Annotated in this window: 22 protein-coding genes and 1 pseudogene; 9 read left to right on the forward strand and 14 right to left on the reverse strand. The window is 72.1% G+C overall.

Annotation, left to right across the window (positions count from 1 at the left end; genetic code table 11):
• The first annotated feature begins 204 nt into the window (after positions 1 to 204).
• Positions 205 to 894, forward strand: a complete 690-nt coding sequence (locus ACIQZO_RS03910; protein WP_403619645.1) for a transglycosylase SLT domain-containing protein — start codon at positions 205 to 207, stop codon at positions 892 to 894.
• Between the two features lie 18 nt (positions 895 to 912).
• On the opposite strand, the pseudogene ACIQZO_RS03915 reads toward ACIQZO_RS03910, so the two are convergent.
• The 4 genes and pseudogenes from ACIQZO_RS03915 to rraA form a co-directional block, all read right to left on the reverse strand.
• Positions 913 to 1,814 (reverse strand): annotated as a pseudogene (locus ACIQZO_RS03915) (squalene/phytoene synthase family protein).
• A 53-nt stretch (positions 1,815 to 1,867) separates the two neighbouring features.
• A complete protein-coding gene (locus tag ACIQZO_RS03920; protein WP_403619648.1) occupies positions 1,868 to 3,589 on the reverse strand; it encodes a protein kinase in 1,722 nt (573 codons plus the stop codon).
• Positions 3,590 to 3,616: 27 nt separating this feature from the next.
• The gene (locus ACIQZO_RS03925) at positions 3,617 to 5,245 is read right to left on the reverse strand and encodes a peptide-N4-asparagine amidase (RefSeq protein WP_403619651.1); all 1,629 of its coding nucleotides are present in this window, start codon (positions 5,243 to 5,245) and stop codon (positions 3,617 to 3,619) included.
• 143 nt (positions 5,246 to 5,388) lie between these two features.
• Positions 5,389 to 5,868 carry a ribonuclease E activity regulator RraA gene (rraA, locus tag ACIQZO_RS03930; protein WP_403619654.1) on the reverse strand — a complete coding sequence of 160 codons (480 nt, stop codon included), beginning with the start codon at positions 5,866 to 5,868 and terminating at the stop codon, positions 5,389 to 5,391.
• 613 nt (positions 5,869 to 6,481) lie between these two features.
• Here rraA and ACIQZO_RS03935 point away from each other — a divergent pair.
• The 3 genes from ACIQZO_RS03935 (at position 6,482) to ACIQZO_RS03945 (ending at position 8,253) form a co-directional block, all read left to right on the forward strand.
• Complete coding sequence (locus tag ACIQZO_RS03935; RefSeq protein ID WP_403619657.1) at positions 6,482 to 6,790, forward strand: hypothetical protein; 309 nt, start codon at positions 6,482 to 6,484, stop codon at positions 6,788 to 6,790.
• A gap of 153 nt (positions 6,791 to 6,943) precedes the next feature.
• The gene (locus ACIQZO_RS03940; RefSeq protein ID WP_403619660.1) at positions 6,944 to 7,672 is read left to right on the forward strand and encodes a DUF4328 domain-containing protein; all 729 of its coding nucleotides are present in this window, start codon (positions 6,944 to 6,946) and stop codon (positions 7,670 to 7,672) included.
• Between the two features lie 239 nt (positions 7,673 to 7,911).
• Positions 7,912 to 8,253 carry a HopJ type III effector protein gene (locus ACIQZO_RS03945; RefSeq protein ID WP_403619663.1) on the forward strand — a complete coding sequence of 114 codons (342 nt, stop codon included), beginning with the start codon at positions 7,912 to 7,914 and terminating at the stop codon, positions 8,251 to 8,253.
• Positions 8,254 to 8,476: 223 nt separating this feature from the next.
• Here the strand turns inward: ACIQZO_RS03945 and ACIQZO_RS03950 are convergent, their stop codons facing one another.
• From ACIQZO_RS03950 to ACIQZO_RS03960, 3 genes are all read right to left on the reverse strand, one after another.
• On the reverse strand, positions 8,477 to 8,743 hold the full coding sequence (locus ACIQZO_RS03950) for a GlsB/YeaQ/YmgE family stress response membrane protein (protein ID WP_030390536.1): 267 nt from the start codon (positions 8,741 to 8,743) through the stop codon (positions 8,477 to 8,479).
• A gap of 92 nt (positions 8,744 to 8,835) precedes the next feature.
• Positions 8,836 to 9,726 carry a DMT family transporter gene (locus ACIQZO_RS03955; RefSeq protein ID WP_403619666.1) on the reverse strand — a complete coding sequence of 297 codons (891 nt, stop codon included), beginning with the start codon at positions 9,724 to 9,726 and terminating at the stop codon, positions 8,836 to 8,838.
• Positions 9,723 to 10,574, reverse strand: coding sequence for a phosphatase PAP2 family protein (locus tag ACIQZO_RS03960; RefSeq protein ID WP_403619669.1), 852 nt, complete (start codon positions 10,572 to 10,574; stop codon positions 9,723 to 9,725). Before ACIQZO_RS03960 ends, ACIQZO_RS03955 begins: the two co-directional genes overlap by 4 nt.
• Positions 10,575 to 10,727: 153 nt before the next feature.
• Here ACIQZO_RS03960 and ACIQZO_RS03965 point away from each other — a divergent pair, with 153 nt between their 5' ends.
• Positions 10,728 to 11,360, forward strand: coding sequence for a TetR/AcrR family transcriptional regulator (locus ACIQZO_RS03965; RefSeq protein ID WP_403619672.1), 633 nt, complete (start codon positions 10,728 to 10,730; stop codon positions 11,358 to 11,360).
• Between the two features lie 158 nt (positions 11,361 to 11,518).
• Here the strand turns inward: ACIQZO_RS03965 and ACIQZO_RS03970 are convergent, their stop codons facing one another.
• The gene (locus ACIQZO_RS03970; protein ID WP_403619675.1) at positions 11,519 to 12,061 is read right to left on the reverse strand and encodes a TerD family protein; all 543 of its coding nucleotides are present in this window, start codon (positions 12,059 to 12,061) and stop codon (positions 11,519 to 11,521) included.
• Between the two features lie 455 nt (positions 12,062 to 12,516).
• Between ACIQZO_RS03970 and ACIQZO_RS03975 the strand changes: the two genes are divergently transcribed.
• Positions 12,517 to 13,335, forward strand: a complete 819-nt coding sequence (locus ACIQZO_RS03975; protein WP_403619678.1) for a glutamate ABC transporter substrate-binding protein — start codon at positions 12,517 to 12,519, stop codon at positions 13,333 to 13,335.
• 128 nt (positions 13,336 to 13,463) lie between these two features.
• Here the strand turns inward: ACIQZO_RS03975 and ACIQZO_RS03980 are convergent, their stop codons facing one another.
• Positions 13,464 to 14,030, reverse strand: coding sequence for a DJ-1/PfpI family protein (locus tag ACIQZO_RS03980; RefSeq protein ID WP_403619680.1), 567 nt, complete (start codon positions 14,028 to 14,030; stop codon positions 13,464 to 13,466).
• A gap of 218 nt (positions 14,031 to 14,248) precedes the next feature.
• Here ACIQZO_RS03980 and ACIQZO_RS03985 point away from each other — a divergent pair, with 218 nt between their 5' ends.
• Both ACIQZO_RS03985 and ACIQZO_RS03990 read left to right on the forward strand, forming a co-directional pair.
• Positions 14,249 to 15,076 (forward strand): endonuclease I family protein, encoded by an 828-nt coding sequence (locus ACIQZO_RS03985; RefSeq protein ID WP_403619683.1) that lies wholly within the window; start codon positions 14,249 to 14,251, stop codon positions 15,074 to 15,076.
• Between the two features lie 114 nt (positions 15,077 to 15,190).
• Positions 15,191 to 15,499 (forward strand): DUF3040 domain-containing protein, encoded by a 309-nt coding sequence (locus ACIQZO_RS03990; RefSeq protein WP_403619686.1) that lies wholly within the window; start codon positions 15,191 to 15,193, stop codon positions 15,497 to 15,499.
• 53 nt (positions 15,500 to 15,552) lie between these two features.
• On the opposite strand, the gene ACIQZO_RS03995 is transcribed toward ACIQZO_RS03990, so the two are convergent.
• From ACIQZO_RS03995 to ACIQZO_RS04005, 3 genes are all read right to left on the reverse strand, one after another.
• A complete protein-coding gene (locus ACIQZO_RS03995; protein ID WP_403620871.1) occupies positions 15,553 to 17,178 on the reverse strand; it encodes a glycoside hydrolase family 20 protein in 1,626 nt (541 codons plus the stop codon).
• A gap of 62 nt (positions 17,179 to 17,240) precedes the next feature.
• On the reverse strand, positions 17,241 to 17,669 hold the full coding sequence (locus ACIQZO_RS04000; RefSeq protein WP_403619689.1) for a heme-binding protein: 429 nt from the start codon (positions 17,667 to 17,669) through the stop codon (positions 17,241 to 17,243).
• A 64-nt stretch (positions 17,670 to 17,733) separates the two neighbouring features.
• Positions 17,734 to 18,966: an MFS transporter gene (locus tag ACIQZO_RS04005; RefSeq protein ID WP_403619692.1), complete on the reverse strand. Its 1,233-nt coding sequence runs from the start codon at positions 18,964 to 18,966 to the stop codon at positions 17,734 to 17,736.
• Between the two features lie 239 nt (positions 18,967 to 19,205).
• Between ACIQZO_RS04005 and ACIQZO_RS04010 the strand changes: the two genes are divergently transcribed.
• Entirely contained in the window at positions 19,206 to 19,658 is a 453-nt protein-coding gene (locus tag ACIQZO_RS04010; RefSeq protein ID WP_403619695.1) for a MarR family winged helix-turn-helix transcriptional regulator, read from the forward strand.
• A 29-nt stretch (positions 19,659 to 19,687) separates the two neighbouring features.
• On the opposite strand, the gene ACIQZO_RS04015 is transcribed toward ACIQZO_RS04010, so the two are convergent.
• Together ACIQZO_RS04015 and ACIQZO_RS04020 are read right to left on the reverse strand one after the other, a co-directional pair.
• Positions 19,688 to 20,245, reverse strand: a complete 558-nt coding sequence (locus ACIQZO_RS04015) for a hypothetical protein (protein ID WP_403619698.1) — start codon at positions 20,243 to 20,245, stop codon at positions 19,688 to 19,690.
• Positions 20,242 to 20,904, reverse strand: coding sequence for an RNA polymerase sigma factor (locus tag ACIQZO_RS04020; protein WP_403619701.1), 663 nt, complete (start codon positions 20,902 to 20,904; stop codon positions 20,242 to 20,244). Before ACIQZO_RS04020 ends, ACIQZO_RS04015 begins: the two co-directional genes overlap by 4 nt.
• Positions 20,905 to 20,910 lie beyond the last annotated feature (6 nt).

Here is a 20,910-nt window from a genome sequence, read left to right on the forward strand (position 1 = left end):
TTTCCCGGAAAGGAAATCGGCTATTGCGGCATGCCGCCTTCAAGGTCATTTACCCGACCGAAAGCGAGATGTCGATCTATCGGTGGAATTCGGGGCTTGTTCGCACGCGGCGCGCTCGCCTACGGTCACCTCGTTCCTGGTGGTCAGCGGCTGTTTGAGGCCGCCGCCCGGGATCTCCCGTCCCCCCACGTGAGGAATTCCGCCATGCCTGCAAAGGGTAAGCACCGTCGGCCGAAGCACTACCGGATCACCCGCAAGCTGGCGCTCGCCGGCACGGGCGGCGCGGCCCTCACTCTCCCGCTGATCAGCGCGACCACCGCCGGAGCGGTGGAGACGGCCATCGCCCCCATGACGTATTCCGTGGTCGCGGGCGACACCCTTTCTCAGATCGCGGCGAACCATTCCCTGAGCGGTGGCTGGCAGCAACTCTACGAGGCGAACCGGAACGCCGTCGGTGACAACCCGTCGGTCATCCGCCCCGGCACCAAACTGACCATCGCCGCCCAGGCGAAGACGGCCGCGGGGACCAAGGCCGTCGCGGCCACGACCGCCGCCAAGCCCGTCGCCGCCTACTCGAACAACCTCGACGGGTGGATCCGCGAGTCCCTCGACGTCATGGCGAAGCACGGTATTCCCGGTTCCTACAACGGAATTCACCGCAACGTGATGCGCGAGTCCTCCGGCAATCCGCTGGCGATCAACAACTGGGACATCAACGCCCAGAACGGTATTCCCTCCAAGGGCCTGCTCCAGGTCATCGATCCCACCTTCCGCGCCTACCACGTGCCGGGCACCTCGCAGGACTCCTACGACCCGGTCGCCAACATCACCGCCGCCTGCAACTACGCGGCCAAGCGCTACGGCTCGATAGACAACGTCAACGGGGCCTACTAGGAAACTCCCCGCGCCGGCTCACACCGGGCGACGGCGGGCGGCGCGGACGAGGATCCGCAGGGGCGCCGCCAGGCCGTACCCGATGTCCCGGCGCAGGGCGGCGGCCCCCGCGCGCTCCACGGCGGTCAGCTGATGCGCCATCAGCTCCGCCATGGTCGCGATCACGGGGCGCAGCCCGGGTTCGGCGAGGCCGAGGACGCCCAGGGCGGCGTCCAGTGCCGTACGGGCACGCCGGCACTCGGCGGCGAGGAGGGCCCGTACGGCCGGGGTGTCGCGGGCCTGTTCCAGATCGGCCCGAGTCACCTCGTGCTCGGCGAGACGGGCGCGGGGTATGCAGAGCCGGTAGCGAGGTCCCCGCAGAGATCGGCGAGGAAGTCCACGCGCTGGGCGGCGTCGACGAACCGCCGCCAGCCCGCGGCCTGTTCGAGGTCGGGGCCGCCCTGGTACTGGAGCCCGGTGAAGACCAGCACGCCGGGCCACGCGTAGTCGTCGAGGTAGACCTGGAAGTCCTCCTCCGCCTCGAAGCCGTCGAAGCCGGCCTCGGCGGTGGCGGCGCCCGCGAGGAAGCGGGAGACCCAGTGCGGCGGCAGGCCGCGGGAGTCCACCGCGTGCGCGTAGGCCCGCAGGAGGGGGTCGGGGCTGTCCCCGGACTTCAGGGCCGCCTCCACCCGCTCGGACAACGCGGCGAGAGCCGCGGCCCGTTCCCGCGGGGTACCGGTCTCGGCGACGTCGTCGACCAGGTTCATGAAGGCGAGACCCGCGGCGAGGCAGGGCACCAGCGGCGGCGCCGCGAGCAGCCGCAGCGCCAGGTACGGGGCCGGCTCGCGGCGCAGTACCCGGCGGGCGGCGTGCGTGTAGTCGTCCCGCAGCCGGGGGCCGGATATCCCGGCCGCCGTGAGGGTGGTGCGCCAGCTGGGCATGGTGGTGGGGCTCCCTGACCTGTCGGACCGTACGCGCGTACGGGTACACGATGTCAGGAGCCGACGACCTTCTTGACCTTGCCGTCGATACCGGCGAGCACATACCCTCCGCGGCCGTACTCGTCGCTGAGGTAGGGCCGCATACAGGGGACCTGGTCCATCATCCACGGCTCGACGATCACGTAGGTCGAGGTCGGCTTCTCCACGCCGAGTTCCTTCTTGGCCTGCTCCAGCAGGGCGGGCAGCGCGTCCCAGTTGACGGTCGACATGTCGATCAGCGGCTCGCCCTCCTCGACCGTGCCGTCCGGGCCCGTGCGCTTGGCCGCGCCGTCGCGGTACTGCCAGGCGTCGACGGTCTCGGCACCGTTGGCGGTGGGGATCGAGGCGAGCACGTACCCGTCGTAGACCTTGAGGTCCACGAAGGTCGTGGTGCCGGTCTTCTCCTTGAGCGCCTCCAGGGCGGTCCGGATGTTCTGCGGGGTGAGCATGCTGCCGCGGGCCGCGGTGGCCTTGGACGTGCTCGTCTTCGGGCCGGGGGTGGCGCCCGGGGTACCCGCCGGGGTGGCGACGGCGGGCCGGGTGGCGCGCGCGTCGGCGGTGTCGTCGTCGCCGGAGTTCCCGTCGGGCAGCAGCTGCACGATCCCGACGACGGCTGCCGCGAGCACCGCCGTGAGTGCGGCGCCGATCAGGGCCGGGCGCCGGCGCGGGGCCGATGCCAGCGGGACGGGCGTCGTGGTGGCCGCGTACGGGGACCCGCCGGAGCCGTACGGCGGGGTGGGCGACCCGTAGGGGCCGCCGTACGGGCCGAACTGACCGGGGACGGCCGGCTGGGGGCCGACCGGAGCGCCGATCGGGGCGCCGACCGGCGTGGCCGCGACCGACGGCGCGGCGGCGACCGGCGGTACGCCCGCCCCGTAGCCGGATCCGAGAGCGGCGCTCGCGTCCCGGAGCAGTTGTTCCAGTTGCGCCCCGTCGGGCCGCGCGGCCGGGTCCCGTACGAGCAGCCGTTCCAGTACGGGCGCCAGCGGGCCGGAGCGCACGGGCGCCGGGATCGGCTCGTCGAGCACGGCGACGACGGTGGCCAGGCTGGTGGCACGGCGCAGCGGGTGGACGCCCTCCGCGGCCACGTAGAGCAGCATGCCCAGCGACCACAGGTCGGAGGCGGTCAGTCCCTCCTCGCCGCGGACGCGTTCGGGCGCGATGTACTCGGGCGAGCCGATGAGCACCCCGGTCGAGGTGAGCCCGGTCGAACCGTGCAGGGCCGCGATGCCGAAGTCGGTGAGCACGGCCGACCCGCTGGGACGCAGCAGCACGTTGGCCGGCTTCACGTCGCGGTGGAGGACGCCTTCGTCGTGTGCGGCGCGCAGAGCGGAGAGCACGTCGAGGCCGAGCCGCAGCACGTCGGCGGGCAGCATCGGCCCGGAGGCCAGCCGGTCGTGCAGGGAGCCGCCCTGGACCAGCTCCATGACGATCCACGGGTGGCCGTCCGCGCCTTCGGGCGGTTCCACGATGTGGTGGATGGTCACCACGTGCGGGTGGGCGAGGCGGGCGAGGGCGCGGGCCTCGCGGACAGCCCGTTCGCGCAGCTGGTCGGCGAGTCCGGGCTGGGCGGCGGCGGTCGCCGGGTCCGGCGGGCGCACCTCCTTGAGGGCGACCTCGCGGTGCAGTGCGATGTCGCGGGCGCGCCACACCGTACCCATACCCCCGCTGCCCAGGGGTGCGACCAGCTCGAAACGGCCGTCGATCAGCTGTCTGCCGGCCTCACTCGTATCCATGGCCGCTCATCGTAGGGGGCGGACGGATCAGCAGCGCAGGCGGTCCGCCGTCAGCGTTCCCTGGGCGGTGGCCACCGTGCGGTCGTAACATCCGCCGGGCGCGCCGGACCCGTACCACCGGTAGCGGGCGGTGGTGGTGGCGACCGCGTGCCGCTGGTCGCGGGGGACGTTAGCGGTGTAGGTGGCGTCGCCCGTGTACCGGTCGTCGAACCGGGAGCTGTCGACCGTGCGGCCGCCCCGCAGGGTCACGGTGTCCGCGCGGTCGCCGAGCGAGAGCACGGTGCGCAGCCGGTCGCCGGCGCCGAGGGTGGTCTCGCCGTCCATCGTGTAGGTGCGGTCGGTCCGGGTGGTGCTCGGCCCGTGCGTCACGCTCTCCTCGTCGGTCCAGGTGGCGGTGAGCGCGTCCTGGTTCTCGCCGTCGGTCCAGCGGTGGACGGAGCTGCCCCGCACGGTGCGGGTGACGGTGGTGGCGACCCGGCCGTGGGAGGTGTTCAGGTGTCCGGCGACGGTCAGCCGGTGTCCGCCCTCGGTGTCCAGGCGGTGCTGTCCGCCGGGCGCCGCGGGGGTCCAGCGGGAGTGGCCCGTCGGATCGCTCTGCTCGTGGCGGGTCAGGGCGCCGGTGACGACCTCGCGGGCCTCGTCCTGCCACAGGAGCAGGTTGGTGGGGGTGCTCCAGCCGCTCTGCCCGGCGGGGACCCCGGCGACCGAGACCTCGATCCGGTGCGGACGGCCGTCGTTGAGGAGGGCGGCGAAGGGGGTCAGGTCGTAGCGGACGGGCTGGACGTCGAAGGCGCGCGGGCCGGGGGTGACGTACCAGAGGAAGGGGTTGGACCAGCCGCCGGTCCAGACGGTGGGGAAGGGCGCCGCGATTCCGGCGAGTTGTCCGTCGACCGAGACGCGGACCTCGCGGTGCGGGCCGTCGGCGGCCTTGCAGGAGTACGGGGCCGCCTCCGGCGTGGTCATGTACCAGTACTCCTCGCAGCCGCCGCCCGAGCCGGTGGCGTACACCTCCGCGAGCAGGCGCTCCGTGTTGCGCGGGGTGGTGACCGCCGGCGAGGTGAGGGGCAGGACGCGGTCGGGGGTGTCGGGGGCCTTGGTGCGGCCGTCGGCCGCGTAGAAGGTCAGGGTCACCTTGACGTCGATGACGCCGGTGTAGGTGTCGTCGACGACGTTGCCGATGAGCATCTCGACGGACTGCGGGCGGGTGAGGGTGTCACGGTAGCGGGTGACGTCCTTCTCGACGGACCAGGTGATGCCGTCGGGCGAGGGCTGCGGGGTGGAGGTGCGCAGGACCTCCACCCCGCCGAGGGAGAGGTGGCCGAGGCGGTCGTACTGGCGGCCCTCGACCTTGCCGTCGAGGCGCAGCACCACCTTGGCCCAGCCGTCGGCGCCGCAGCCGGTGGGCGGTGTGTAGGCGCCCCGGTACGGCGTGAAGTCGCGGAACTGCGCCTCCGCGAGAGTCACCCGGCAGGACCGGGTCGCGGGCCGGGTGACGGGCGGCGCCGCGGTGAGGGGGTCGTGCCAGTCGGTCCCGAACTCCGCGGGCGGCGGGTCGGCGGCCGGGGTTCCGGCGTACGCGGGTCCCGCGGCGGTCAGGGTGGCGGCGGTCAGCGCGATGGCGCCGAGCAGGCCGGTGATCCGGTGTCGTCGTCTCATGGGCCCGCAGTGATACCCGGCCGGCGACGGCCGTGCCAGGGCCCGGTCGCGGGCCCTGGCCGGTTCTGGTCCGTGACCGGTCGTCAACGGGGCACGTCGGGGGCATGTCAGCGGGTGCGTCAGGGGGCGTGTCAGGGGGTGCGTCAGCGGGGCAGGACGACCACGCCGTCTTCGTCCGCGTGGACGGTGTCCCCGACACTGAAGGTGATCCCGCCGATGGTGACGGGCTCGTCGACCGCGCCCTCACCGGTCTTGCCGCTCTTGCGGGGGACCGTGCCCAGTGCCTTGATGCCGAGGTCGAGGCCGCCGAGGGCGACGCTGTCGCGGACCGAGCCGTTGACGATCAGTCCGGCCCAGCCGTTGGCCTCGGCCGCGCCGGCGATGAGGTCGCCCACGAGCGCGGCACGCGGCGAGCCGCCGCCGTCCACGACGAGGACCGCGCCCTCGCCCGGTGTGTGGAGGAGCGTGCGCAGCAGTGCGTTGCCCTCGTGGCAGCGGACGGTCCGTACGGGGCCCGCGAAGAGCCGGCGGCCGCCGAACTGGCGGAACCCGGTGGCGCAGATGGCGAGGGACTCGCCGTACTCGTCGTACAGGTCGGCCGTGGGGACGGGGGTGACACTCATCGGGTACCGGTTTCCTCGCTGCTCGCACTCGGGCTCGAACTCGTACATCGCGGTGGTGCGGCCAGGGTATGCGGCCGTCCGTCCGGCGGGGCAGTCCGGGGCGGGCGGTCCCGGGCGGTCCGGTTCAGGGCCGCGCCCCCTCCCGTACGGTCCGCAGCCGCGGATCCGGCCCGATCGCGCGGCCCCCGCCCGAGGCATGCGGCGTGCTGCTCGCGCGGCGACGGGACGGGATCGGCCGGCCCGACGGCTGCTCACCGGCGAGCCGTGGCACGGTCGTCGATCTCCCGGCGGCACTCGAGAGCTTCCCCCGTGCCAGGCCCCGGCCGACGACCGTCAGGGTAGGGACGATCAGAAAGCCCGCGGCATAGCTGCTCATGGGAGCGGTGTCCCCGACGGCCTCGACCGGAACACGTACCTCCGCCGGTGCCTTCGCGGGGGCGCTCTCACCGCGCGCCCCACGTGGTGGGCGCTCCCCTTTCCGAACGCCCCCACCCGGCCACCAGCGCCAGCGGAGCGACCAGTTCGAGCACCCGGCTGTTCGCGTCCCACCGGGCCACCCGGCCGGAAGGAGCGAACACAGCTGCAGGACGCCCGTTCGCGCTACGCCTTGGCCGTGAGCAGGCTGACCGATGTGACCGAAGGTGCGTACGGGGGCCTGGCGCACCGGAAAGACGAGATCCTCCGTCTCACGGCGCGGATCCGGCAGGGCGCCCAGGAGATCCACACCCTCCAGGAGGCCCTGGAGAACGCCTGGCAAGCGATCCGCCGGCACGCCGAGCAGTTCGCCGCGACCACCGTCGAGCCGGCGGAACCGGCGGAACTGGCGGAACTGGCGGAGCGACTGAGCGAGCAGGCGAGCGAGGACCCGGAGCCCACTTGGGGACCGCTGGTGGAGTGGTTCCGCTCCTTGGAGGCTCCTTGACCGAAGGACTCGTGGCAAGGAGGCAGGATCCAACCGGCTCCGGCCTGGGGAAACGAGCGTGACGCGGCCAGGCCTTCTGACGTAGGTTCCTGCCTGGCCCGCCCTGTGCGGCGTGCCCTCTTGTTGTTGCGCACCCGTAGGAGATTTTTCAGCATGCCCGCAGTTCCGGTCGGTCCACCGACCCCGTCCCCGTACGCCGCGCCCGATGTGAAGGGCGTACGGCTGCGCGCGCCCGTGGGCCTGGCCATCACATTGGCCGTGCTGTTCGCGCTGGTCATCGGGTTCGACGTCTTCGCCGTGTACGCGGACTGGAACCTCCGCCTGCTCATGGAGCGGCTCATCACGGATCCCGCGTTGAGCGATGCCGAGCTGGACCGCGGCCACCGTCTGACGGGCAGGGCCGGCATGCTCCAGGGGCAGGCAGCGATCCTGACGGGCATCGTCTTCATCATCTGGTTCCACCTGGTGCGCACGAACGCCGAGGTCTTCGCACCCGGCGCGGACAGGCTCTCGCGCGGCTGGGCGATCGGCGCGTGGTTCGTACCGCTCGCCAACCTCTGGCTGCCGTACCGGATCGCCGTCACGACCTGGGGGTCGAGCATCCCCACCGGGTCCGACGGTGGCTACCGCCGGTTCCCGCTGACCCTGGTCAACCTGTGGTGGGGAGTCTTCATCCTGTCCAAGCTGCTGAGCTGGTACGGCGGCCGGACCTATTCCGTTGCGGACAGCGCCGAGGCCGCTCATGACGCGGCCACGACGATGCTGGTCAGTGACCTCCTCGACATCGCCGCGGCCGTCCTCGCGGTTGTCTTCGTCCGCAGGTTGACGGCCATGCAGCACGCCAGGGCCGCACAGGGGGGACCCGCCGTCGCAGCGGTATAACCTCACCGGTTCGCCAGCTGGCCCCTGCACAGCCCCTCCCGCCGCCGTTGCGCGACACTCGACCGAGCCCGCCGATCGCTCGGGCCGAACCCGGCGGGTTACCCCGACGTACGTGGTGACCTGCGCAGACGCCGCTCGTTCCGATATGTGGCGCGATTCCTACCGGCTGGCCTCAGAGAGTTATTGTCCCCCGGTCACGGACGGCAACCCGATCGTCTGCTCAACCCGAGGAAACCGACATGACTGATCTGAACTCACTGCGGGCGAGCCTTGCGTCAGGTGCACACGAGTTCGCCGACACTTTGGCCTTCATCGCCGCGCACTACGCGTACCAGCGGCAGGCGTTCCGCAACGGAGAACTGGAGAACGCCGCAGGTGAGAACGAGGGTTCTTGCAAGACGCTGGGACTGGCCCTGCTGGAAGGGCTGAGCGACCAGGAAGCCCTCCAGGCATTCGGCGAGCACTACCGCAGCGTGCTGGCAACGCCGAACGACACTGATCACGGCAACATCCGCAACCTCATGACGCATGGTCTGGCAGGGGTGAGCTTCGCCGGGCAGCCGTTGACCCGCAAGAGCTGAACAGCAATGGCACCGGCAGCGGGGTGAGTCCGGCCCTCTCAGCGCGCGTGGGCTGCGACGAGCGCGTACGACAAGTTGCTCGTGCGCTGCCGGCCCGCCTCCTCGCGACGGGTGCAGAACACCGGCAGCGAGCAGCGGGGCGAGGCTGTCCGGGCGGGAGACGTACGGGGAACCGGGGGCGGGCCGGGGTCGTGGATCGGGGTCCGGCCCGCCGGGAAGCGGGTCAGTCGCGGGAGTTGCCGAACAGGATGCGGTAGCCGATCAGCAGGACCAGCGAGCCCGCGATGGCGGAGCCCCAGGTGGCGAGGTCGAAGAATTCGGTCTGGATCGGCTTGTCCAGCACCTTCGCCGAGAGCCAGCCGCCGATGAAGGCTCCGGCGACGCCGATGAGGGTGGTACCGATCAGGCCGCCGGGGTCCCGGCCGGGCAGCAGGACCTTGGCGATGCCTCCGGCCAGCAGTCCCAGGATGATCCAGCTGACGATCCCCATGTCCAGTCACTCCGCTTCGGTTGTCCGGTCGTTCAGTCGTTCGGGCGTTCTCCTGGGAGGACGCGACCGGGGCCGAATCGGTTCTCCGCTGCTCAGACCGCCACGCGGCCGACCGGTACGGCGAGATCGGCACCCGTGACGGCTCCGGCCCCGGGACCCGCCGGGGCGGAGGGCGTCCGCGTGAGCAGGAGCACCCCGCGCGCCGCTAACAGGGCTCCGGCGGCCGCGAGCAGCAGCCCCGCCGGCCCGCCCTGGAGGCGTTCGCCGAGCAGGACCATGCCGATGGCGGCCGCGGCCAGCGGGTTGGCCAGGTTCACCACGGCGAGCGGGGCGCCGAGTCCGCCGCGGTAGGCCCGCTGCGACAGCAGCATCCCGCCGACCGCGAACACCATGACGAGCAGGGCCACGGAGACGACCCGGACGCTGAGCAGGGCTCCGCCGCGACCGGCCGCAACGGCCACCGTCTGGGTCAGCGCGGAGGCGGCCGCGGAGGCGAGGCCCGACGCGGTGGCGTGGCGCAGGCCCGAGCGCGGGTCCTTGGCCGCGGTCAGCATCATGATCACGGCGACGGTCGCTCCGGAGACGGCCAGCGCCTCGACCAGCGTGAGGGTGTCGTCGGGGGCCGGACCGGAGGCCGGGAGCAGCAGCAGGCCGAGGCCTGCGACGGTGGCCAGGGTGCCCCGCCATTCGGTGGCCGCGACCCGGCGGCCGGACCTGCGCGCGCCCAGCGGGACGGCGGCCACGAGGGTGAGCGCGCCGAGCGGCTGCACCAGGGTGAGGGGGCCGTACCGCAGGGCCGCCGCGTGCAGCAGCGCGGCGGCGGCGTTCAGGCCGGCCGACGACCACCAGGCACCGGAGCCCAGCAAGGCCTTGGCGGTGCGCGCGACGGCGGCCCGGGCGAGCCGTTCCTGGGCGACGGCGGCGGCCGCGTAGGCCACGGCCGACGCGAGGCAGAGTCCGACGGCGAGGGCGGTGTCATTCATGGTTTTGCTCCTACGGCCGCGTCCGCGCTCCGCGGGCGGGGCAGTCCTCGTACGGGTCCGTCCGGGTCGCTCTCGGCGGCGGCCTGCGGGCCGGGCCCGGTGTCACGGTCCGGGTCGTCGCCGGGACGGGGCCGCGGGACCAGCAGCAGGGCCGCCCCGAGCAGCACCGCGGCGACGACGGCGTCGAGCCAGTAGTGGTTGGCGGTACCGACTATCACGATCAGGGTCAGCAGCGGGTGCAGGAGCCACAGCAGGCGCCATCGCGAGGAGGTGGCCGCGATCATGCCGAGCGCGAGCATCAGGGCCCAGCCGAAGTGAAGTGAGGGCATCGCGGCGAACTGGTTGGCCAGGGTGTCCTCGGCCGGTGCGGCCCGGTAGACGCTGGGCCCGTAGACCTGCGCCGTGTCGATCAGCCGCGCGGCGTCGAGCAGGCGCGGGGGCGCGAGCGGGAAGGCCAGGTGCAGGACGAGGGCCGCCGCGGTGAGTCCGGCGAGTACCCGGCGCGCCCACAGGTAGTGGGCGGGGCGGCGGACGTAGAGCCAGATCAGGAAGAGCGCGGTGGCGGGGAAGTGGACTCCCGCGTAGTAGGTGTTCGCGCTGGTGACGAGGGCGTCCCCGTGCAGCAGCAGCCGCTGTACGAAGCCTTCGCCGGGCAGGTGCACGGCCCGCTCGGCGTCCCATATTCGCCCCGCGTTGCGGAAGGCCTCTTCGGTGCGGTCGGTCGAGAGCAGCCGGCCCGCCTTGTAGACGGTGAAGAAGCCCGCGACGAGCAGCAGCTCGCGTATGAGTCGGCGGCGCGCGGCTCTCGGTCCGGCTGCCGGCTCGGCAGGTGTGGTGTGGGAGCTCATCCCCCGGTCTCTCTTCCTGTTTGCGCGCACAGCGACACGCCAGTGTATCGATACATTGGCGTATCGATACGCTTGTGTACCGATACGGTCGCGTTCCCGTACACTTCCGTAGTGGAACCTGCCGCCGAGGCGCCCCCGAGGAGAGCCGCATCCATGACGTCGACACCGACCCCCGCACGCCGCTCCAAGATCACCCCGGAGCGTGAGCAGGAGTTCTACGACGCCGTACTGGAGCAGCTGCGCGAGCACGGCTACGAGGCCCTGACCATGGAGGGCGTCGCCGCCCGGGCCAGCTGCGGCAAGTCCACGCTCTACCGGCAGTGGAAGACCAAGCCCCAGCTCGTCGCCGCCGCCCTGCGTGCGGGCCGACGGGGCACCCTCGTCGCCGTGGACACCGGCTCGCTGGCGAGCGACCTGCGCGAGGCGGCCCGGATCGCGGCCGGTACTTCCGGCAGGGACACCCGGCTGACGCAGGCCCTGGGGCACGCCGTGCTCAGTGACGAGGAGCTCCAGGCCGCCCTGCGCGAGGCGCTGGTCGAGCCGGAGCTGGCCGCGTTCGCCGAGATGGTCGACCGGGCCGTGGCGCGCGGCGAGATCGCCGCGGACCACCCGGCGGTGGAGTTCCTGCCCGCGCAGCTGATGGGTGTGCTCCGCATCCGGCCGGTGCTGGAAGGCCGGTACGCGGACGCCGACTACCTGGTCCGGTTCGTCGACGCCGTGATGCTCCCGTCCCTGGGCCTCGCACCCTCCCACCCCGCCCGGCCCCCGGCCGGTCAGGCCCCCTGAACCGGCGGGCCGCCGTCCTGATGACCTGACGGCGACCTGCCCGCGCTGCCTCGTGGGGACGGCGGCAGCGCGCCACCCGGACCGGGCGGCGACCACTCACCCCAGGGGTGGTCGCCGCCCGGTCTGCGCGGCTCCGCACCGGGCCCGGGCGGCCCGCCTCAGCCGAGTGCGCCCATGGTCCGGGCGAATTCCTCCGGGTCGGCATCCGATCCCCGCAGCCGCAGGTCGAAGGACCAGGCACCCGACGCGTCACGGGTGAACTCGGCCACCGTGGCGGCGGTGGCGGCGGCCACGGCCGCAAAGTCTCCCTGGGCGAGGTCCGTGTGGCCCTCGCGGATCCGGAATCCGGTGCCGGCGATGTCGGCGAAGGTCTTCGCGTCGCCCTCGGGGCCCGCCTCTGAGTTCTGGATGACGACGCCGACCACCACCCGTCCCGACTCCGGCGCCATCCGGTCCAGCTCGATGGTCATCACCTCGTCGAAGCCGAAGCCCTGGCCGGTATGGCTGTCCCGGTTCAGCGCGATGGTCCCGTCGGGCGACCGGCTGCCGAAGTGCACGAGCTGGACGGGCGTCCCGTGGAGGTCCGCGGCGCCGTAGACCGCGGCCAGTATGTCCAGGTCGTTCGCGGGCGTGCCGGCGGGGCTGGGGTCCCATCGCAGCGCGAACTCCACCTTGGCCAGGCCCTTGCGTACACCGGTCACCGAACTCCCCCTTCGTTCACAGGCATTGCCCGTCCATGATCCCACGAGCCCCCCCAGCCCGCTCCGAACGACCATACGTTCCCGGCCACTTAGGCCAGTTGGGCCGGTTCGACCTCCCACTCCACACCGATCCCGGCGAACCGGCGAATCCTCACCCACCTCAGCACAAATACCCCTAAACCCGATGTAAGTAGCCGAGTACTGAATTCGGGCAGGCGCCAGGCACGAATGAGGGATGAGGCCACCCCTTTTCCCGCCCTGCCCCAGGTCAACCGCAGAACGTCGAGCAGAACCGGATTGTTATCCTCAAGTTTTCCTCAAATGTAGTGACGGTGCGCCCGTCCACTTCCTAGCTTCCTCGTACACGCGTCCCCACGTTCCCCGTATTCCCGCGGTTCCACACGCCCCCGGCGATCCCGGTGACGCGCCCCGCGTTCCTCAGGAAAGAGTGCAGCATGAAGGTTCCCCAGGCCGGTGCGGTCGCCGCAGTGATCGCAATCGCCCTGACCGCCTCCGGGTGCGTCGGTGACGAAGGGGACCAGGGGGACGGGACCCTCGCCGTCGGTATCAAGTTCGACCAGCCCGGCATCGGAATGCGGGAGACGGACGGAACCTTCACCGGTTTCGACGTGGATGTCGCCACCTACGTGGCCAAGGAGCTCGACTACAAGGCCGACAAGATCGAATTCAAGCAGGTCTACAGCAACGACCGCGAACTGCTGATCCAGTACAACGAGGTCAAGTTCGTCGTCGCGAGCTACTCGATAAACGACAAGCGCAAGGAGAAGGTCGATTTCGCCGGCCCGTACTTCGTCGCGCACCAGGACCTGCTGACCCGCGCCGACGACGCGTCGATCAACAAGCCCGAGGACCTCAACTCGAAGAGCCTGTGCTCGGTCTCCGGCTCCACCTCGGCCGAGAACCTCCGCAAGAACCTCGCCCCCAAGGCGGGCCTGCTGGAGCTCGGCGGGTACTCGGACTGCGTCGTCGCCCTTCAGGAGAGCCGGGTCGACGCCATGACCACGGACAACTCCATCCTGGCCGGCTACGCCGCCCGCAAGGGCAACGAGGGCAAGTTCAAGCTGCTCGGCCAGAACCTGAGCAACGAGAACTACGGCATCGGCGTCAAGAAGGGCAACAAGGAACTCCAGCGCAAGATCAACGACGCGCTGAAGAAGATGGTCGCGGACGGCTCCTGGGAGACGGCCGTGAAGAAGAACTTCGGGGCGAACTACAAGTACGAGCCGGCCCCGGCGGTCGCCCCCGTCGGCTGACGATCACCGAGGCGGCGGCCTCACGGCTGGCTTGAAATCGGCCCCCGCCCTCCGCGCCCTCCACCCGAACGACCCGACGGCCGCGACCCCCTGGCACCGGGGGTCACGGCCGTCCGCGTGCGTCCCGCTCAGACCACCGGGGCCTTGCTCCGCAGCACGGTCAGGAACTCCCGCATCCAGCGCGAGTGGTCGGGCCAGGCCCTGGCCGAGACCAACGTGCCGTCGACCACGGTCTCGGAGTCCTCGAACTCCGCCCCGGCCGCCTTCATGTCCAGTTCGAGCGCCGGGTACGCGGTGACCCGCCGGCCGCTCAGTGCACCGGCCGCGGCGGTGATCAGCGGGCCGTGGCAGATCTGGGCGATCGGCTTGTCGGCCTCCGCGAAGGCGGCCAGGATGCGGCGCACCTCGGGGTCGTTGCGCAGGTACTCCGGCGCCCGGCCGCCCGGGACGACCAGGGCCGCGTAGTCCTCGGTGACCACGTCCACGAAGGCCAGGTCGGCGGGCCAGGTGTAGCCCGGCTTCTCGGTGTAGGTGTCGAAGCCGTCCTCGAAGTCGTGCACCACGAAGCGGAGCTTCTTCACCTGCGGCGCCGCGATGTGGACCTCGTACCCCTCCTCGCGCAGGCGCTGGTACGGATACAGGACCTCCAGCGATTCGGCCGCGTCGCCGGTCACGATGAGGATCTTCACTGCCATGGGCTGCTCCCGATGGGGCTGGTCACGATCGGTCCGGCCCCGCCCGGGGCCACCGCTACCCTGCCCGCGGCGGACGGCCGGCACACACGAAGGCCCCCCACTACAGACACATGGTTTTCACCTGTTCGGCACATGACAATGTGACCCTCGCTGTGCCACTGACACTCCGCCAATTCCCCGGGCGGGGACGGTGCGTATGGAGAGGTACCCCCCACCTGATGAAGATCTCGCGCATGACCCCCTGGGCGGCCGCCCTCGCCGCCGCCGCCCTGATAGGCATACCGGCGGCCGCGTCCGCCGGACAGGAGAACGCGGCCACTCCCGAGAACGCGACGGCCCCCGCGGGGGACCGAAGCGCCGCCTACGCCGACTACTACGCGAACGCCCAGGGCAAGACCGGGGCCGCGCTGAAGACGGCCCTGCACGACATCATCAAGACCCAGTCCAAGGTCACCTACGACGGCGTGTGGAACGCCCTGAAGGTGACCGACCAGGACCCGGCGAACGCCAACAACGTCATCCTGCTCTACTCCGGCCGCTCCCAGTCCAAGGCCACGAACGGCGGCGGGGCCAACGACTGGAACCGCGAGCACGTCTGGGCCAAGAGCCACGGCGACTTCGGTACCGCCACCGGCCCGGGCACCGACCTGCACCACCTGCGCCCGGAGGACGTCACCGTCAACAGCACCCGGGGCAACAAGGACTTCGACAAGGGCGGCAGCCCCGTCAGCGAGGCACCGGGCAGCCTGACCGACAGCGACTCCTTCGAGCCGCGCGACGCCGTCAAGGGCGACGTGGCCCGGATGCTGCTGTACATGGCCGTCCGCTACGACGGCGGCGACGGCTTCGCCAACCTCGAGATGAACGACAAGGTCAACAACGGGTCGGCGCCGGCGATGGGCCGGATCAGCCTGCTGAAGCAGTGGAGCCAGATGGACCCGCCGGACGCCTTCGAGCAGCGCCGGAACCAGGTCATATTCGACCAGTACCAGCACAACCGCAACCCGTTCATCGACCACCCGGAGTGGGTCAACTCCATTTGGTGACCATGGTCGCCAGTCACCGCCTCCTGCGGGGGTTGGGCCGCGTCAGGCAGGGTATTCCCAGGCCAGAGGCTGCGACCCGCGCCCGACGGCAGCAGCCGGCGGAGGTACGTCGTGATGGACGGAGCCGGACTCTCGGATCGCGAGCAGCGCGCCCTCTCCGCGATCGAGGCCGAACTCAAGGGTGATCGTTCGCTCGACCGGATCCTGCGGTCCACGTCGCACCGTCGTCTGCGCATCGTGGCGGCCTGGCTGCTCGGTGTGGTGGCGGCGGTGCTGTTCGTGGCGGCGTCGGTCACCGTCTCCCGGGTCGTGATCTGGGTCTTCGCCGCCGTCTGGACCGTCGCGGTGATCCTGGCGCTGCCCCTCGTCGGCCAGTGGTTCCGGCGTCGCGGGCAGCGCCGGGGCCGCGCCGACCGCTCGTGAGCCCGTAGGCCCATCAGCCCGTAAAGCCGTAAGGCCGGCCGGCCGCCGGTGGGTCAGAGGCGGTCGGCGAGGGCCTTGAAGTCGGTCCAGGGCAGCTGGGGGGTGCGCGCGTCCCACACCTTCTGGGAGAGCGCGGCCATCGGGGCCTGGATGCCCTGGGCCACCTGGGCCTGGGTCTGGGCGCCGGCCAGGTCGCTCCAGATGGCCAGGCGCCCGCCGAGGATCTGCGGCCCGTACGAGGCCGGGACGGGGGTCGTGCCGCGCAGTACGAGCGGGGTCCACTGCTCGTAGATCCGCTTCCCGGTGGGGTACGTGAACTGGTTGGGCTCCCCCAGCACGTAGTACAGGAACTCGTCGTTGAGGTTGACGAGCTTGCGGCCCTCGCGCAGGTACTCCAGCGGCGGCCGGGCGCCCGTCTCCTTGCCGGTCCAGTACTCGACCTGGATGTCCTTGGCGGCGCTCGTCACCCCGCCCGCGAAGAACCCGTCGTTCCACGCCTTGAGCGCCTTCCCCGACGGCCGGACGACGTTCGCGCGGTCGTTCAGCCAGCCCGTCGCCAGGTCCTGGACCCGCGCCGAGGGCCCGTACCGCTGCCGGGCGGCGCGGGCGAGCTGGGGGAAGGAGGCCTGCGGGTCGCGGTAGACCAGCGCCTGGTACTCGTCGGCGCCCAGGTGCCAGGCCCCGCCGGGGAAGAGCGGAATGTACTCCCGCAGCAGCTCGTCCACGAGCTTCGCGGACGCCGGGTTCGCTATGTCCACGGCGCCCTTGACCGCCCGCCCCTGCGTGTCGCGGAGCTGGAGGTCGGGGTGGGCGCGCAGGACCGCGCCGAGGTGGCCGGGCGAGTCGATCTCGGGGACCACCGTGATGTGCAGCCGGGCGGCGAGCGCATTGATCTCGCTGACCTGGGCCTTGGTGAGGTGCGGGGTGGAGACGATCTCGGGGTGCGTGTCCGACTGGATGCGGAAGGCCTGGTCGTCCGAGAAGTGCAGGCCGAGCTGGTTGAGCTTGAGGTCGGCCATCTCGCGCAGCCGGTCCTCTATCCAGTCCGGGGTGAAGAACTTGCGGGCTATGTCGAGGTTGAGTCCTCGCTGCGGTTTGGCGGGGGCGTCGCGCACGGTTCCCTCGGGGGCCGCACCGCCGCTCTTGACCGCCTGCTTGAGGGTGCGGGTGCCGTAGAACACCCCGGCCTGGTCGCGTCCGTTGATCCGGACGCCGCCGTCCTTGACGTCGAGGGTGTACGACTCGGACCCTCCCGCGGCCCCGGCGTCCAGGGACAGCTGGACGTCGCCGGCGCGCGGAGCCGCCGCCGCCCCGTATCCGATGTTCAGCTCACCGGCGAGCAGTTCGGCCTCGTCGGAGAGGGCGGCGGTGTCGTCCGGGGCGACGACCACGCGGGCCTCTGGGGTGGGCTTCCAGCCTGGTCCGCGGGCAGGTACGTGCTCCTGTACCGCCGGGATGGTGCGCGGGGCGGTGGACAGCGGGTAGGACGGGGTCGGCGTGGGGGCGGCCTCGGCCGGGCGCGCCGCCGTCGCGGAGGAGGCGGTGGACGAGTCCGGGGCACCGGGGACGCGTGCCTCGTCCGAGGCCGCCGTACAGCCCGGGAGGGCAAGGGTGACCAGCGCGGCGACCGTGGCCGTCGCGATCGTGTGGACCCTCTTGTGCCGCCTCGGTGTGCTCATCATGTGCGTGTGTCCCCCGTACCAACCTGGCACGGGGGACGCGGACGCGCGACCGGGCGGGCTCAGACCAGGGCGTCCCGCGCGGCGGTGGCGAAGACGTGGTCCTGGTCGGGGGCGCCGCCGCCGACGCCGATGGCGCCGATGAGGCGGCCGTCGCGGTGGACGGGCAGCCCGCCCGCGATGAACAGCAGCGGGCGGTCCAGGGCCGTGGGCAGCGTGTGGAAGGGACCGCCGGGCCGGACCGCTTCCACGAGGTCGGCGGTGGCTGCGTTCAGCTGGAGCGCCGTGTAGGCCTTGCGGGTGCCGGTCTCGCCGGAGATCAGTACGGCGCGGTCGTCGCGGCGGAAGGCGAGCAGGTGGCCGCCGGCGTCGAGGACGGTGACGCTGACCGTGACCCCGGCCGCTTCGGCGGCGGCCGTGGCGGTGGCGACGAGCAGTTCGGCGTCCTCGGTGGTCAGGGGGGCGACTGCGGTACGGGTGGGGGTGGACATGCGGGGGTTCTCCTTGCGGGAGGTCCGTACGGGGGAAGGGGGTGGTGATGGGGGGCAGTGGTGGTCAGTGGTGGGCGGGGACGGCCGCGGGCGCCCGGGGGGCTCCCGCCGCGGCGACCGCGCCCTGCCGGCTACGGGCCGCGCGTCCCGCCGTACGGCGCGCCAGCGCGCCGGAGACGAGGGCGAGCGCCAGGGCGGAGGCGGCGAGTGCCGCGCCGACCCAGTTGGGGGCGGTCCAGCCGAGGCCGGCGGCGATCACGAGCCCGCCGAGCCAGGCCGCGAGCGCGTTGCCGAGGTTGAAGGCGCCGATGTTGACGGCCGAGGCCAGGGTGGGCGCCCCGGCGGCCTGGTCGAGCACCCGCTTCTGGAGCGGCGGCACGGTGGCGAAGCCGAGGGCGCCGATCAGGACGACGGTGACGGCCGCGCCGGCCTTGGTGTGGGCGGTGAGGGTGAAGACGGCGAGCGTGACGGCCAGGGCGCCCAGGGCCACGTACAGCATGGGCATCAGCGCGCGGTCGGCGTAGCGGCCGCCGATGAGGTTTCCGGCGACCATGCCCAGACCGAAGAGGACCAGGAGCCAGGTGACGGAGGAGTCGGCGAAGCCGGCGACGTTCGTCATCATCGGGGTGATGTAGGTGATCGCGGCGAAGACGCCGCCGAAGCCGAGGACGGTCATCGCCATCGCGAGCAGTACCTGGACGTTGCGGAAGGCGGCGAGCTCGCGGCGGATCCGTACGCCGCCCTCGGGGCGGGGCAGCTCGGGCACCAGCCGGGCGATGCCCAGCAGGCCCACGACGCCGAGCGAAGCGACGATCAGGAACGTGACGCGCCAGCCGAGGGTCTGCCCGACGAGGGTGCCGAGCGGGACGCCGACCACGTTGGCGACCGTCAGTCCGGTGAACATCATGGCGATCGCGCCGGCCTTCTTCTCGGGGGCGACGAGTTCGGCGGCGACGACCGCGCCGATACCGAAGAAGGCGCCGTGGGCGAGTGAGGCGACGACGCGGCCGGCGAGCATGATGCCGAAGGAGGGGGCGAGGGCGGAGAGCACGTTGCCCGCGATGAAGAGGCCCATGAGCAGCATCAGCATGCGCTTGCGGGGAATGCGGGTGCCGAGCACGGTCATGAGCGGCGCGCCGAGTACGACGCCGAGGGCGTAGCCGGTGACCAGGAAGCCCGCGGTGGGGATCGAGACCCCGTACGTGCCGGCGACCTCGGGGAGCAGGCCCATGATCACGAATTCGGTGGTGCCGATCCCGAAGGCCCCGACGGCGAGGGCGAGGAGTGCGAGAGGCATGGCGGGAGGTGTCCTTCAGGGGAGGGGGTGGTGCCGGGTGCAAGGTCGGCGACGGCGCGATCCCGGTGGATCACGGTCGATCACGGTCGATCACGGCTGAGCACCGCTGATTGCGGTCGCCGGTTGCATGCGTCCACATTAGTTGCAGGCGCGGGATATTCGCAAGCGCGGGCTATTGCGCATGTGGACTATCCTGGTGGTCACACATCCCAGCCCGGGACGCTTCGATGGAGGAGCCCATGACGGCCACGGACAGCGCGCTCACCGCCCTCTCCCAGGGCTGGTGCGCCCTCTCCCTCCTGCACGGGCGGATCGAGGCGCACATCGAACGGGCGCTCCAGGCGGGCCACGGGCTCAGCGTGCGCGAGTACTCGCTGCTCGACGTGCTCAGCCGCCAGCACAGCGGACCGGGCGGGCACCTGCGGATGCACCAGGTCGCCGATTCGGTGGTCCTCAGCCAGAGCGCGACGACCCGGCTGGTCAGCAGGCTGGAGGACCGCGGCCTGCTGAACCGCTACATCTGCGACACCGACCGGCGGGGCATCTACACGGACGTCAGCGAGGCGGGCCTGGCCCTCCTGGCCGCTGCCCGCCCCACCAACGACAACGCCCTGCGCGAGGCCCTCGACGAGGCCTCGGGCAAGCCGGAACTCGCCCCACTCGTGGCGGCGGTGGAAAACCTCCGGCGCTGAGACCCTGAGGGCCTCCGCCTCGGAGGGCCTCAGGGCCGGACGCCGGCGCCTGGCCGGCTTAGCGCGAGGCCGAGCCCGTCGGCGGTGAGGACGTCACCTCGGCTCCCCGCGCTCCGGACGAGCTCGCCGACGGGGACACCGATCCCGACGGCCTGGGCGAGACCGAGACCGAGGCCGACGGGCTCGCCGACCGGCCGGGGTACGAGGAAGCGGACGGGCTCCCCGAGGAGTCCACGTCCGGGGTCCGCCCCCCCTGATACGGAAGGCTGCGGAGTCGGTGACTTCGGGTCCTCCGAGGACGGGCCGGGGGCCGTGATCCTCGGCGGGGTGGCCGGCAGCACCGGGCCCGGCGCCGGATCCGGGGCCAGCAGCAGGTAGCCGACCCCGGCGGCCGCGGCCGCCGCCAGACCCGCCAGCGGCAGCGCGAACCTCCGCAGCCCGACCGCCCGCAGCCTCCCCGCTCGCGACCCCGGCGGAGCAGCGGGCCGCAGCCGACGGACATCGATGCTGTCCGCACGCGCGTCGAGGGCCTGCCGCAGCCGGCGCTCGACGGGGCGCTCGGCGAGGCGTTCGCCGTCACCCGTCATATCCGTCCCTCCAGAATCTTCTCCAGGGCGTCCAGACCGCGGCTCGCGTTGGACTTCACGGCTCCCCGGCTGATCCCCAGCGTGGTGGCGATCTCCGCCTCGCTGAGGTCAGCCCAGTACCGCAGCACCAGGACCTGGCGACGGCGCGGCGTGAGCCGGCCGAGCGCGGCGAGCACCTCACGGTGCGCCTCGTCCAGGACCACGTGGTCCTCGGCGGACGGGATGTCGGCCGCCGCCGGCGGGGTCCAGGCCCGGACGGTCCGCCTGCGGCGCAGCACGGAGCGCGAGGTGTTGACCACCGCGGTGCGCAGGTAGCCCAACGCGTTGTCGACCTCGGTGATCTGCTCACCGTGCCGCCGGTACAGCGCGGTGAAGGCGTCCTGGACCACGTCCTCGGCGGTGGCCAGGTCGTCGACGAGCAGCACCGCCAGCCGGACCATCCGCAGCCGGTGCGCGTGGTAGAGCTCGGTGACGGTGGGCGGCCGCGGGTCGCCGTGGGCCGTGTGGTCGTGCGTGTACGAGGACCCGTACGGGCCGCCGTACGACCGCGGGGAGACGGACGGGGCGGACCGCTCGCGCCGCAGCAACGACCAGAGGCCCCGCCACCCCCGGCCGAAGCCGGGTGTGAGGGGGCCGACGGGTGGTGCGAGTTGGAGCACGGGGTT

This window comes from Streptomyces sp. NPDC097617 (assembly GCF_044761485.1).
Classification (GTDB): Bacteria; Actinomycetota; Actinomycetes; order Streptomycetales; family Streptomycetaceae; genus Streptomyces.

Bases quoted from the DNA above. Each gene is read 5' to 3' on its own strand.
- ACIQZO_RS03910 (WP_403619645.1), top strand. From the start codon at position 205: ATGCCTGCAAAGGGTAAGCACCGTCGGCCGAAGCACTACCGGATCACC.
- ACIQZO_RS03920 (WP_403619648.1), bottom strand. From the start codon at position 3,589: ATGGATACGAGTGAGGCCGGCAGACAGCTGATCGACGGCCGTTTCGAG.
- ACIQZO_RS03925 (WP_403619651.1), bottom strand. From the start codon at position 5,245: ATGAGACGACGACACCGGATCACCGGCCTGCTCGGCGCCATCGCGCTG.
- rraA (WP_403619654.1), bottom strand. From the start codon at position 5,868: ATGAGTGTCACCCCCGTCCCCACGGCCGACCTGTACGACGAGTACGGC.
- ACIQZO_RS03940 (WP_403619660.1), top strand. From the start codon at position 6,944: ATGCCCGCAGTTCCGGTCGGTCCACCGACCCCGTCCCCGTACGCCGCG.
- ACIQZO_RS03945 (WP_403619663.1), top strand. From the start codon at position 7,912: ATGACTGATCTGAACTCACTGCGGGCGAGCCTTGCGTCAGGTGCACAC.
- ACIQZO_RS03950 (WP_030390536.1), bottom strand. From the start codon at position 8,743: ATGGGGATCGTCAGCTGGATCATCCTGGGACTGCTGGCCGGAGGCATC.
- ACIQZO_RS03955 (WP_403619666.1), bottom strand. From the start codon at position 9,726: ATGAATGACACCGCCCTCGCCGTCGGACTCTGCCTCGCGTCGGCCGTG.
- ACIQZO_RS03960 (WP_403619669.1), bottom strand. From the start codon at position 10,574: ATGAGCTCCCACACCACACCTGCCGAGCCGGCAGCCGGACCGAGAGCC.
- ACIQZO_RS03965 (WP_403619672.1), top strand. From the start codon at position 10,728: ATGACGTCGACACCGACCCCCGCACGCCGCTCCAAGATCACCCCGGAG.
- ACIQZO_RS03975 (WP_403619678.1), top strand. From the start codon at position 12,517: ATGAAGGTTCCCCAGGCCGGTGCGGTCGCCGCAGTGATCGCAATCGCC.
- ACIQZO_RS03980 (WP_403619680.1), bottom strand. From the start codon at position 14,030: ATGGCAGTGAAGATCCTCATCGTGACCGGCGACGCGGCCGAATCGCTG.
- ACIQZO_RS03985 (WP_403619683.1), top strand. From the start codon at position 14,249: ATGAAGATCTCGCGCATGACCCCCTGGGCGGCCGCCCTCGCCGCCGCC.
- ACIQZO_RS03990 (WP_403619686.1), top strand. From the start codon at position 15,191: ATGGACGGAGCCGGACTCTCGGATCGCGAGCAGCGCGCCCTCTCCGCG.
- ACIQZO_RS03995 (WP_403620871.1), bottom strand. From the start codon at position 17,178: ATGAGCACACCGAGGCGGCACAAGAGGGTCCACACGATCGCGACGGCC.
- ACIQZO_RS04000 (WP_403619689.1), bottom strand. From the start codon at position 17,669: ATGTCCACCCCCACCCGTACCGCAGTCGCCCCCCTGACCACCGAGGAC.
- ACIQZO_RS04005 (WP_403619692.1), bottom strand. From the start codon at position 18,966: ATGCCTCTCGCACTCCTCGCCCTCGCCGTCGGGGCCTTCGGGATCGGC.
- ACIQZO_RS04010 (WP_403619695.1), top strand. From the start codon at position 19,206: ATGACGGCCACGGACAGCGCGCTCACCGCCCTCTCCCAGGGCTGGTGC.
- ACIQZO_RS04015 (WP_403619698.1), bottom strand. From the start codon at position 20,245: ATGACGGGTGACGGCGAACGCCTCGCCGAGCGCCCCGTCGAGCGCCGG.